Source organism: Variovorax sp. Root434, from assembly GCF_001426595.1.
GTDB lineage: Bacteria > Pseudomonadota > Gammaproteobacteria > Burkholderiales > Burkholderiaceae_C > Variovorax.
Genome location: NZ_LMEK01000022.1, coordinates 207,776 through 219,602, shown reverse-complemented (window position 1 = coordinate 219,602; position 11,827 = coordinate 207,776). Strand labels below are relative to the sequence as shown.

Sequence of the window (11,827 nt, the reverse complement as noted above, 5' to 3'; positions counted from 1 at the left end):
CAGTGCATGCACGATCACGATCCGACGGCGCAACTGGTCAAGATGGCCAACCAGATCGGCACCTTCTTCCAGGCGCAATCGCCGAGCGACGCCACCATGGCCACGAACGCGATCGCCGCGCACCTGAAGTCGTTCTGGGCGCCGAGCATGCGCGTGCAGCTGATCCGCGCGCTCGAAGCGGGCGCTGCAACGGGACTGCTGCCGATCGTCGCATCCGCGGTTCGCGGCCACCGCGCGAATCTGCTGCCCGGCGGGGCGCGCGAGGCCGGCGAGGCGAAGGAGCAGTTTCCGCAGGGCGGCGGCGACGCGGGTTGAGCGCGAGGCCTAGACGCCCCAGCTTCGGCCGGCCATGCGTTCTGCCTGCGACTTGAGCAGCGCCTCATAGCACAGGCACAGCGGCATGGCGACGAACACCATGCCCGCGACGTAGATCACCAGGCTCATCACGGGGAACTCGTTGCCGCCCCAATGAGGGATCGACGTGGCCAGTGCCGCGAGGGCGACGGCTGCGATCACCGCATGCAGCGCGCTGCGCACGAGCGTGATCCGCGCCGACGCTGGCGGGCTGGATGTCTGACGGTCCGCTGCCGGGCTGTGGTCGCCCTTGTCTCCATCGTTGTTCATCGTCGCTCCTCGGTGAAGGCGTCGGCGATTCTTGATCGCGGCCGGGGCCGGGTCAAGATCGAAGTCCCTTGCCCGGCCGCTCGCGGCAGGCTCGGTCGTCAGTCGTACTTCACCGTGTAGATCAGGTCCAGCCCGCTCGTCTGCCCCGCCTGGCCCCGCAGCGTGAGCCGGGTCGTCAGGTCGTAGAAGATGAAGAGCGTGCCGAAGGTCCCGCCGATGCTGCGTTCGTAGGTGAGGTAGAAATCCTTCGACAGCCGCTTGCCCAGCGTCACGGCCGACTCGCGCAGGTCGCCGCCGCTGCCCGGTCCCTTGAAGCCGAGCTCGTCCAGCCCGAAGCGGCTGGCCAGGCTGCCGCCGCTGCTGCTGCTGCCGATCTTGCCGATGAGCGAGAGCGCGGCCTGCTGCAGCAGTGCCGACTCGCCGCCGCTGGTGGCCGAGGCCCGGCCCAGGATCACCCACGACAGCGTCTCGGCGTCGGACAGCGCGGGCTCCGAGTAGAGCTTCACGCGCGGCGATTGCGCGGTGCCGGTGATCTGAACGCCCGCGCGCTGCGACAGGTTCGGCCGGATCGCGAGGATGTCCAGCGCCGGGTTGTCGAAAGGTCCGTTGAAGCGCGCGAGGCCGGTCTCCACGTCGAGCTGCTGGCCGTAGGCGCGGTACTGGCCCTTCACCGTCTTGACCTCGCCCGTGATGCGCGGCGGCGCATTGAGCCTGGTGCTGCGGATCTCCAGGTTGCCTTCGAGCCGCGTGGTGATGCCGCGGCCCTGCACGGCGAAGTCGTTGCCCAGATCGAAGTCGACGGCGATGTCCGGCGGCTTGGCGGTCTGCGGCTTGGCAGCCTGTGCGTTGGCGCTGGCGGATTCGCGCTGCGCCGCCTCGGCGGCCTCGCGGTCCTTGGCGGCGGAGCGCACGACGACGTCGCTGCCCAGGCTGGGTGCGGTCTCGTCGGGCAGGATGATGACGGCGCGGTCGGTCTTGAGCTTGCCGCGCACCCTGAACTGGCCGTTGTCGAGCTGCGCCTGCAGGTCGCCCGAGAGCGTGACTTGCCGGTCGGTGCGCACCAGCACGCGCAGCGCCCGCAGCTGGCCCTGCAGGGCCATGCGAATGCCCGAGGCGCTGCCGCTCGCCGGGCCCCAGCCGAGGTTGCCGCTGGCCGAGAGGGTGCCGCCGTCGGTGCGGGCCTCGCTGGCGGCGGTGCTGCGGTTGCCGCTCTGGCCGCCGATGCGCACGGAGCTGCCGGCGCCGCCCTTGAGCGTGAATTCGGTGATGTCGACGCGCTCGCCCGAGAGCGTGGCGCGCAGGCGGCCATCGTGCAGGTCCAGCCCTTCGACCGGCGCGCGCAGTGCGAGCTTGTCGGCGCCCAACGTGCCGTTCCAGCGCGGCACGGCGCGGTTGCCCGACAGCGTGGCGCTGGCGTCGAGCGTGCCCGCAATGCGCCAGCCCGGCGGCGCGAGCATCGACCACACGCCCAGGTTGGGCAGCGCGGCCTTGATGGTGCCGCCCAGCGGTGCGTCGGGTGCCCACTGCCAGCCACCGGCGCGCTGCTGCACGCGGGTGTCGATGGCGGCGTCGATCTTGCCGGCGCGTTCGCTGTCCCACGCGAGGATGGCGCGCACGGCGTCACCTTCGGCATCGAGCCGCAGCTCGGCCTGGCGCAGGCCGGCCGGCGTGCTGGGCGCTTCGCCGCTCGCGGAAGCTGCGTTCATCGTGCGTTCGCTCGCGGTGCCCGTGCCGGTGCTGGTGATGCGCGTGACGAGCGCAGCCTCGCCGGCCTGCACGCGGATGTCGCCGCTCTGGCGCGCGAGGCGGGCCTTGGCACGCAGCGTGTCGCCGGCGTCGATATCCCAGTCGCCGTTGAACAACAGGTCGCCGCTGATGCCGTATTCGCCCAGCGTGGCGTTCGCACCGAACGCGCCGGCCCAGGCCATCGGCAGGCCCTGCAGCTGGCCCTTCGACTGCACGCGGAACACGCGGTTGGGCGCGGCGCCGCTCTGGCTGAAGCGCAGCGGCTGCCAGTCGATGCGCACGGTGCCGGGCACGGGGCCGCGCAGCGTGGCCGCGGCGGCGGAGGCTTCGACGTCGAGGCGGGGTGATGCATTGCCGGTGCTGCTGCGGATGGTCGCGGTCACTTCGCGGCTCAGCTCCAGTAGCCACGGATTGCCGGGGCGGGCGCTGTCCTGCGCCTGCAGTTTCAGGCTGGCGAGCGCCGCGCGCCATTGGCCGGCGCCTGCGATGCCGCCGCTGGCGCGGGTGTCGATGGCGAACTTCTGCGTGCCGGTGGCTGCTTCGCCCTTCAGCGTGAGCGCGGCCTGCGCGAGGCTGCCGGCGAGGTCGGCGTGCAGGTCGCGCAGCTGCACGGCGGTGGCGGCTGCGCCGGGTTGCTCGGAGGGCAGGCTCAGGTCGAGCCGCGGCACGCCGAGCACGGCCTTGATGCTGGGCTCGATGCTGCCGCGCGGCGCAGGCGCGTTGGGGCTCTGCAGCCGGCGCTGGAACGTTCGCCAGCCGCCCTGCCAGCTCGCATCGAGCTTCGCGGAGCCCTTGGCGCCCGCGTTCGCGAACACGCCGGACAGCCCCGGCAGGCTCTGCACCCAGCGCTGCACGGCGTCGGCGTCGTCGATGGCGGCCTTGATCTCGCCGCCGCCCGAATCGGGCGCGATGCGGCCTTCGACCTGCGCGCCGCCGCCCGGCAGCGCGAGGGCCAGCTTGCCGCTCGCAGCCTGCTCGGCCACGCGCACCTGCAAGCGGCCGTTGACGCTGGCGCGCTGGGCCTCGATGCGCAGCGTGCGCAGGTCGAGCACTTGGTCTTTCCACTGGCCCTGGGCCAGCGCGCGGTCGAGCGCGAAGCCGGGCAGGGCCTTGCTGCCGGCGCCGCCTTCGGCGCGCAGGGCGGCGTCGAAGGTGATGGTGCTTTCCTTCTGCTCGGCCTTGAGCGTGCCGCTCACGGGCGCACCCGAGAGTTCGCTGTACAGCGCGCCCGGCCGCACGCCGCGCACGGTGGCCTGGGCCTGCCAGGGCGAGGGCGCGGGGCTCCACTTGCCGGCCGCGTCGATGCGGCCGCCGCCCGCGCGCACGGTGGCCTCGGGAACGGTCCAGTTCGTGCCGTCGAAGCCCACGCGGGCCTGTACCTGTTCGAGTGGCAGCTTCTCTTTGTCCCACGGGCCGGGCACGGCGTTGCGGATGTCGGCCGAGGCCTTCCACGCGGCGGGGCCGGTGTCGGCGTCGGGCTGCAGTTCGACCATACCGGTGAGCCGCGTCTTCGGCGCACCGGGCCACAGGCTCGATGCGTCGACGTTGTGCAGGTCGGCCTTCGCGTCGATCACCGGCTGGGGGAGCCAGGGCGCGATCTGTGCCTGCAGCTTGGCTTCCATCGGCGCATCGGTGTTCTCTTCGGCGGGCTTCAGTTCGGCCGCCACCTGCAGCCGCGCGGCCGTGCCGGCGAGCGTGCCTTTCACCGTGGCGGTGGCCAGCACGTCGATATTGCGGCCTTCGGCCAGCGGCGCCTTCACGCGGCCGTCGAGCGCCGCGTCGATGGCCATGGGCGCGGGGCCCTGCAGTTTCACGCGGGCGCTGTAGTGGCCGTCGGCAACGTCAACGCCCTTGATCTCCAGCGCGTGCTCGGCGGCCTTGTTGTAGCTGTAGCTGCCCGACAGGTTGAGCGCCCGCAGCACGGGTGGGCCGGCCCAGCGCACTTCGTCGATGCGAAAGGGCAGCTCGACCTCGACCGGCAGCACGAGCTGCTCGAGCGGCTTGGTGGGCTCCTCGCTCGGCGGGCCGCGCTTTTCGATCAGCACCTGCTTTGCGTGCACCTCGCCGAGGTGCACCTTGCGCCGGAACAGCGGGGCCAGTGTCCAGCCGATGGTGGCGTCGTTCACCTCGACGGCGATGCTCTCGCTCTGGTACTTGAGCCATCCGATGTGGCCTCCGGTGCGCAGCGAGCCGGTGACGTCGCGGCTCTCCAGGGTCTGGCCGGCCGGCAGCCGCTGCGCGGCCTGCGCGAGCGCGAAGGCGAGCGACTTGTCGGAGCCGATGTACCACCAGGCGCCGGCAGCAAGCAGCATCACGATCATCACCAGGCCGGCCACGGTCCAGGCCAGGGCACGCGCGGCGCGCCCTGCGCGCGAGCGCCGCACGGCAGGAGGCATGGGCGTCGGCGTAGGTTCGGTGTCGGTCTGCATCGGAAGCATCAGAAGGTGAAGCCGAGGCGAAAGTGCAGGCGGAACTTCTTCGAGTCCACGCCGTAGGCCAGGTCGGCCTGCACCGGCCCGACCGGGCTGCGCCAGCGCGCACCCACGCCGACGCCCACCTTGGGCTTGAGCTCGCCGGGCTTGTCGGCCACGGCGCCGGCATCGACGAACACCACGCTCTCCCATTCGGTGAGCTTGTCGTTGTAGACGAAGGGGCGCTGCCACTCCACGCTGGCCACGCCGAGGTAGCGGCCGGCCACGATCGTGCCGTCGGCGCGCACGGTGCCGATCTGCTTGTAGCTGTAGCCGCGCACGGTGGTGTCGCCGCCGGTCAGGAACATCAGCGTGGAGGGGATCTGCGCGCTGTCCTTGGCCGACACGGCGCCGGCCTCCACGCGCAGCTGCAGGCGGCTGCGGCGCGCGCGCGTTTCCTTGTCCTCGGTCGAGCCCAGCGGCAGAACGCCGAGCCAGCGTGCGTAGGTGCGCGTGAAGGGCATCTGCTGGCCGGTGAGCGTGTAGCCCGCGGCCACTTCGAGCGCGAGGCCGAAGCCGCGCGAGGGCGCTGCGTTGTCGTCGAAGTAGCGCCCGGTCCAGCCCCAGTTGGCCGTCACGGCCGAGGCCGAGGGCGGCGCGTTGGTGCCGCGGTTCTGTGCGTAGTCGTATTGCAGGAAGTAGCTGCGGTCGATGTGGTCGCTCGACTTGCTGCGCCCGCCGCGCAGGCGTCCGCTGTCGACCACGTAGCTGCCCGATTGCTCGCTCTTCAGTTCGGCGCCCGAGAACCAGCGCCAGCCGCGGTCGTCGGGAATCGCCTTCCATTCGGTGCCGAGCGACTTGATGTCGTTGTCCACCGACAGCCGCGAGACGGCGCGCCAGCCCAGCAGCGGAATCTGGTTGTGGATGTGGTCGATCGACAGGCGCGGGCCGTTGTCGGTGGTGAAGCCCACGCCGAGCACCACTTTCTGCAGAGGCGCCTCGCGCAGCTGCGCGATGACGGGCGCGGCCAGCGGATTGCCGCTCTCGGTGTCGAGCGTGAGGAACACCGAGTCGTAGTAGCCGCTGCTGGCCAGGCGCTGCTGGGCGTCGAGCAGCTTCTGCTGGTCGTAGTCGGTGCCGCTGGGCAGGCGCGCGATGCGGCGCGCGCCGTCGGGGTCGTAACGCTGGATGCCGTTCAGCACCAGCGGGCCGAACTTGTAGGCCGGGCCCGACTGGTAGGTGACGCTCAGGCGGGCCTCGCTGCGGTCGGCGTCCACTTCGGCACGGCTGATCTCGATGCTGCCGGTGGGAAAGCGGTTGGCCGTAAGGCTGCGCAGCGCGGTGGTCTTGGCGCTGTCCCAGGCTTGCTGCGTGAAGGGCTGGCCGGCGCGCAGGCTCCAGTTGGTGCGGATCGAATCGCGCTGTGGCTCGGCGGCTGCGTCGTCGGCGATCGGGCCGCCGTAGCTGATCTGCACGTTGCTCACCTTGGTGGGTTCGCCCGGCGACACGGTGATGACGATCTCGCGCGGGGCCTTGGTGCTCTCGGGCGTCTCGTTGAGTTCGAGCGTCAGCGTGGGCGTGAAGTAGCCGAGGGTGCCGAGCAGTTCGCGGGCGTTGGCCTCGGCGGCTACCATCAGGCGCGAGATCTCGGTCGCGCCGAGGTCGTCGAGCTCGCGGTAGCGCTGGATTTCGAGGTGGAGCCTGAGGTAGTCGCGCACGGCCTCGGGGCCGCGTACATCGACGGTGAAGGCGTCGCGCTTGTCGGCCTTGGCCTTGTCGTCTTTTTCCTTGTCGTCTTGCGCAGTGGCGCTGCCGCTGCGCACGAGGCCGGCCGCAGGCTTGCTTTCAGTGCTTTCCTTTTTCGGCAGCAGGCTGCAGCCTTGCAGAAGCAGGACGCCGGAAAAAAGCAAAGCCGGCCACCACGCCGGCGAGGAAACTGGAACCACCCTGACCATGGGCGGATTCTGACAGCAAGCTCTTCCGGTTCCCGAAGGCCCCGACCACAGGCGGTTTCGTCCTACTTCGAGAGCATGCGCATGGCCTCTTCAAGGCCGCGCAGGGTCAGGGGGTACATGCGGTTGGACATCAGCTGCTGCATCACCGCGATGCTCTGGCGGTACTGCCACACGCCCTGCGGCTCGGGGTTGATCCACGCGAACTTCGGGAACGTGTGCGTGAGGCGCTGGATCCACTCGGCGCCGGCCTCCTCGTTGTTGTATTCGACGCTGCCGCCGGGCTGCAGGATCTCGTAGGGGCTCATGGTCGCGTCGCCGACGAAGATGAGCTTGTAGTCTTTGTTGTACTTGCGCAGGATGTCCCAGGTGGCGAACTTCTCGGAGAAGCGGCGCTTGTTGTTCTTCCACATGAAGTCGTACACGCAATTGTGGAAGTAGAAGAACTCCAGGTGCTTGAACTCGGTCTTCACGGCCGAGAACAGCTCTTCCACGCGCTGGATGTGCTCGTCCATCGTGCCGCCCACGTCCATGAGCAGCAGCACCTTGACGTTGTTGTGGCGCTCGGGCCGCATCTTGATGTCGAGGAAGCCGGCGTTGGCGGCGGTGGAGTGGATGGTGTCGTCGAGGTCCAGCTCTTCGTCGTGGCCTTCGCGCGCGAACTTGCGCAGCCGGCGCAGCGCGACCTTGATGTTGCGCGTGCCGAGTTCCTGCGTGTCGTCGTAGTCCTTGTAGGCGCGCTGGTCCCACACCTTCACGGCGCTCTTGTTCTTGCCGGCGCCGCCGATGCGAATGCCCTGCGGGTTGTAGCCGCCGTGGCCGAAGGGCGAGGTGCCGCCGGTGCCGATCCACTTGCTGCCGCCCTCGTGGCGTTCCTTCTGCTCCTCGAAGCGCTTCTTGAGCGTTTCCATGAGCTCGTCCCAGCCCATCTTCTCGATCTTGGCTTTTTCCTCGGCGGTGAACTCGCGCTCCAGCGTTTTCTTGAGCCAGTCGAGCGGCACTTCCTTGGTGAAGTCGGTGAGCATCTCCACGCCCTTGAAATAGGCGGCGAAGGCGCGGTCGAACTTGTCGTAGTGCTTCTCGTCCTTCACGAGCGCGGTGCGCGAGAGGTAGTAGAAGTCGTCGATGCCGTAGGCGCCGTCGGAGTTGGGCCCCACCACGTCGGCCTGCAGGGCTTCGAGCAGCGTGAGGTATTCCTTGACCGACACCGGCAGCTTGGCCGAGCGCAGCGTGTAGAAGAAGTCGATGAGCATGGGGCGCTCCTTGTGTGTCAGCCGCGTGGCTTGTCGAGCAGGTACAGCAGCTGCGCCTTCACCTCGGGCCATTCGCCCGCGCGCAGGCTGTACATGACGGTGTCGCGGATGGTGCCGTCGCGGCGCATCGCGTGGCCGCGGATCACGCCGTCCTTCTTCGCGCCGAGCCGCTCGATGGCGCGCTGCGATGCGAAGTTGAAATTGTCGGTGCGCCAGCCCACGGTGTTGCAGCCCAGTGCATCGAAGGCATGCGTGAGCATCAACAGCTTGCAGGTGGTGTTGACGTGCGTGCGCTGGCAGCGCGCGGCGTACCACGTGTAGCCGATCTCCACGCGCTTCACGCCCGGCAGGATGTCGTGAAAGCTGGTGCTGCCGAGCACGGTGCCGGTGGCCTCGTCGGTCACGGCGAAGGCGAAGCGGTCGGCGGTCTTGAGCGCGGTTTCGATGTAGGCGCGCGTGTCCTGCGGCTCGGGCACGGAGGTGACGCGCAGCTTCCACAGCTCGCCGTCCGCGGCTGCGGCGCGCAGGCCTTCTTCGTGGGCCAGCGACAACGGCACCAGCGCGATGCCGCGGGCCTTCAGCGTGGCAGGTTCGATGAACGCCATGGCGAAGCCTGTGCAGTTATCTGTTGTTGCGCTGCATGAACACGAGCTTCTCGAACAAGGTCACGTCCTGTTCGTTCTTGAGCAGCGCGCCCACCAGCGGCGGCACGGCGACCTTGTCGTCCTTGCTCTGCAGCGCCTCGAGTGGAATGTCTTCGGCCACCAGCAGCTTGAGCCAGTCGAGCAGCTCGGAGGTCGAGGGCTTCTTCTTCAGGCCGGGCAGGTTGCGCACGTCGTAGAAGGTCTTCATCGCGGACGTGAGCAGCTCCTGCTTGAGGCCGGGGAAGTGCACGGCGACGATGTGCTTCATCGTCTCGGCATCGGGGAACTTGATGTAGTGGAAGAAGCAGCGGCGCAGGAAGGCGTCGGGCAGTTCCTTCTCGTTGTTGGAGGTGATGAACACCACCGGCCGGTGCTTGGCGCGGATGAGTTCGCGCGTTTCGTAGCAGTAGAACTCCATGCGGTCGATTTCGCGCAGCAGGTCGTTCGGGAATTCGATGTCGGCCTTGTCGATCTCGTCGATCAGCAGCGCCACCGGCTGGTCGGCCGTGAAGGCCTGCCAGAGCACGCCCTTGACGATGTAGTTGTTGATGTCGCTCACGCGCTCGCCGCCGTCGAGGTCCTTGAGCTGCGAATCGCGCAGGCGGCTCACGGCGTCGTATTCATACAGGCCCTGCTGCGCCTTGGTGGTCGACTTGATGTGCCATTGCAGCAGCGGCAGGCCGAGCGACTGGGCCACTTCCTCGGCCAGCATGGTCTTGCCGGTGCCGGGTTCGCCCTTGACGAGCAGCGGACGCTTCAGGGTGATGGCCGCATTGACCGCGAGCATCAGGTCTTGCGTGGCGACGTAGTTGTCTGAGCCCTGGAATTTCATGAGTGAGATGAGTGAGGCGGAGGCTGGGGTGGAGAAAAGAACACACTCGACACGCGTTGTGCAGCCTCAGGGTTGGCCTGCACAGGGTTCCGGAGGACCCCTGCATATAATCGAATGTTGATTCGAAAAACTGTACTCTCCACGAGATTGTGCGCGCAAAATGAACAAGTTGTTGACCACGATGTTTGCCCTTGCTGTCGCTTGCGTGACGCTCTCGGCACAGGCCCAGCAAGTCACTGGCAAGGCCCAGGACGGCGCAAAGAAGGTTGCGATGTGCGTGGGCTGCCACGGCATCATCGGCTACCAGGCCAGCTTCCCTGAGATCCACAAGGTGCCGATGATCGCCGGCCAGAGCGCCACGTACATCACGGCGGCGCTCACCGCATACAAGGGCGGCGACCGCAAGCATCCCACCATGCGCGCCATCGCCGACACGCTCACCGAGCAGGACATCGCCGACGTCGCCGCCTACTACAGCCAGCTCGGCGTGAAGCAGGACGATGCACCGCCGGCCACACTCGCCAAGGCCACGCCCGAGAACATCCAGGCGCTGATCTCCCGCGACAAGGACAACAACTGCACCAAGTGCCACGGCGCCAACTTCAACACGCCGAACGACGGCACCGTGCCCAAGCTGGCCGGCCAGCATGCCGACTACCTGTTCGTCGCGCTCAAGTCCTACCGCGTGAAGAACAACCCGCACCTCGGCCGATCCAACGCGGTGATGGGCCAGCAGGTCGAACCCAAGAAGTTCACCAACGCCGAACTCAAGACGCTGGCCAGCTACATCAGCTCGCTGCCCGGCGAACTGAAGACGGTGCCCGAGTCGCGCATTCACCACGGCGCCGAATAAGCGCTTCGAAGCCGGACACAAAAAAACCCGCTGCGAGCGGGTTTTTTTGTGTCCGGGATTTCCCTGAGATCAGACGTCGAAGAACGCCGTCTCGTCCGTGCCCTGCATGCGGATGTCGAAGCGGTACGTCACCGCGCCGCCTTGCTCCACGCGCTCGGCGATCAGCGTGTGGCGGCGTTCGGCCGGCACGCTCTGCAGCACCGCGTCCTTCGCGTTGGCATCGGCCTCGTCGCTGAAGTACACGCGCGTGAACGCATGCAGCAGCAGCCCGCGCATCAGCACGATCACGTTGATGTGCGGTGCTTCGCCGGGCGCCTGCGCGCCGGGCTTCACGGTGTGGAACACGAAGCGGTTGCCCTCGGCGGTGCCGGTACCGACACGGCCGAATGCGCGAAAGCCCATGGCGCGCGCTTCTTCAGGCGTCTGCGGGTAGCGGCCTTCGCCGTCGGGCTGGCTGATCTCGACCAGCGCATCGTTGATCGGGTTGCCGTCGCCGTCGATCACGCGGCCTTCGAGACGAATGCGCTGGCCGGCGGCGGTGTCGAGCGCCAGCACGGCGTCGAAGGGCTGGTCGAAGTCGTAGCCGTACTGCGTGGCGGTGAGGCCGTAGGCGAAGTAGGGGCCCACGGTTTGCGAAGGGGTCTGGCCGTAGTCGGCTTCCTGTGCGGTCATCAGCATGGTGTGTGTCTCCTGGCTCAGCGGTTCTCGAAGGGCGTCTCGTCGGCGCCGCGCAGCACGATGTCGAACTGGTAGCCCAGTGCGTAGCCTTCTTCGGTGATGTCGAGGCTGAAGTCGGCAATCAGGCGGTTGCGGTAGCGCTCGGGCGTGCCGGTGACCATGGGGTCGTACTGCAGCAGCGGGTCGCCGGGGAAGTACATCTGCGTGACCAGGCGGCTCGCAAAGCTCTGGCCGAACAGCGACAGGTGGATGTGCTGCGGACGCCAGGCGTTCGGATGGTTGCCCCAGGGATAGGCGCCGGGCTTGATGGTGAGGAAGCGGTAGCGGCCTTCGCTGTCGGTCAGGCAGCGGCCCGCACCGAGGAAATTGGGGTCCAGCGGCGCGTCGTGCTGGTCGACCTTGTGCACGTAGCGGCCCGAGGCGTTGGCCTGCCAGAGTTCGACCAGCGTGTTGGCCACCGGGCGGCGTCGCTCGTCGAGCACCTGGCCGGTGAGGATCATGCGTTCGCCCAGCGGCTCGCCGTTGCGGCGCGCGTTGCGCGTGAGGTCGTGGTCGAACTCGCCGATGCTGTCGTGGCCGTACACCGGCTGCTGCAGCTCGCCGAGCGAGGCCTTCAGCGGGATCAGCGGCTTCTGCGGGCCGCGCTTCGCGGTGGACTTGTAGCCCGGGTAGACGTAGCTGGGATGGGCTTCCCAGTCGCGCGGGGTGAGGGTGGGCTGGGGCCCTTGGGTCTTGGTCGACATGTGCGTTGTCTCCTGCTGTCGTGGGACGAATCGGGAAGCCGCCACTTTAGAAGCGCCATCCGATGATGTAAATTGAAGAATTCTCCGTTCT

At 68.2% G+C, this 11,827-nt stretch carries 10 protein-coding genes; 2 read left to right on the top strand and 8 right to left on the bottom strand.

What is annotated here, in order from left to right; genetic code table 11:
- Positions 1-6 precede the first annotated feature (6 nt).
- Positions 7-315 (top strand): formate dehydrogenase subunit delta, encoded by a 309-nt coding sequence (locus tag ASD05_RS18545; protein ID WP_056595343.1) that lies wholly within the window; start codon positions 7-9, stop codon positions 313-315.
- Between the two features lie 9 nt (positions 316-324).
- Here the strand turns inward: ASD05_RS18545 and ASD05_RS18540 are convergent, their stop codons facing one another.
- The 6 genes from ASD05_RS18540 to ASD05_RS18515 form a co-directional block, all read right to left on the bottom strand.
- Positions 325-624 (bottom strand): hypothetical protein, encoded by a 300-nt coding sequence (locus tag ASD05_RS18540; protein ID WP_056595341.1) that lies wholly within the window; start codon positions 622-624, stop codon positions 325-327.
- A 98-nt stretch (positions 625-722) separates the two neighbouring features.
- Positions 723-4,799 (bottom strand): translocation/assembly module TamB domain-containing protein, encoded by a 4,077-nt coding sequence (locus ASD05_RS18535; RefSeq protein WP_056595895.1) that lies wholly within the window; start codon positions 4,797-4,799, stop codon positions 723-725.
- A gap of 8 nt (positions 4,800-4,807) precedes the next feature.
- On the bottom strand, positions 4,808-6,736 hold the full coding sequence (locus ASD05_RS18530) for an autotransporter assembly complex protein TamA (protein WP_056595339.1): 1,929 nt from the start codon (positions 6,734-6,736) through the stop codon (positions 4,808-4,810).
- Positions 6,737-6,798: 62 nt separating this feature from the next.
- Complete coding sequence (locus ASD05_RS18525) at positions 6,799-7,986, bottom strand: vWA domain-containing protein (protein WP_007835011.1); 1,188 nt, start codon at positions 7,984-7,986, stop codon at positions 6,799-6,801.
- Positions 7,987-8,003: 17 nt separating this feature from the next.
- Positions 8,004-8,591, bottom strand: a complete 588-nt coding sequence (locus ASD05_RS18520; RefSeq protein WP_056595337.1) for a GNAT family N-acetyltransferase — start codon at positions 8,589-8,591, stop codon at positions 8,004-8,006.
- A 16-nt stretch (positions 8,592-8,607) separates the two neighbouring features.
- Positions 8,608-9,462, bottom strand: coding sequence for an AAA family ATPase (locus ASD05_RS18515; protein WP_007835007.1), 855 nt, complete (start codon positions 9,460-9,462; stop codon positions 8,608-8,610).
- Between the two features lie 160 nt (positions 9,463-9,622).
- Here ASD05_RS18515 and ASD05_RS18510 point away from each other — a divergent pair, with 160 nt between their 5' ends.
- Positions 9,623-10,315, top strand: a complete 693-nt coding sequence (locus tag ASD05_RS18510; protein ID WP_007835005.1) for a c-type cytochrome — start codon at positions 9,623-9,625, stop codon at positions 10,313-10,315.
- Positions 10,316-10,384: 69 nt separating this feature from the next.
- On the opposite strand, the gene pcaG is transcribed toward ASD05_RS18510, so the two are convergent.
- Together pcaG and pcaH are read right to left on the bottom strand one after the other, a co-directional pair.
- On the bottom strand, positions 10,385-10,993 hold the full coding sequence (pcaG, locus tag ASD05_RS18505; protein WP_056595334.1) for a protocatechuate 3,4-dioxygenase subunit alpha: 609 nt from the start codon (positions 10,991-10,993) through the stop codon (positions 10,385-10,387).
- 17 nt (positions 10,994-11,010) lie between these two features.
- On the bottom strand, positions 11,011-11,736 hold the full coding sequence (gene pcaH / locus ASD05_RS18500; RefSeq protein WP_056595332.1) for a protocatechuate 3,4-dioxygenase subunit beta: 726 nt from the start codon (positions 11,734-11,736) through the stop codon (positions 11,011-11,013).
- Positions 11,737-11,827: the final 91 nt, after the last annotated feature.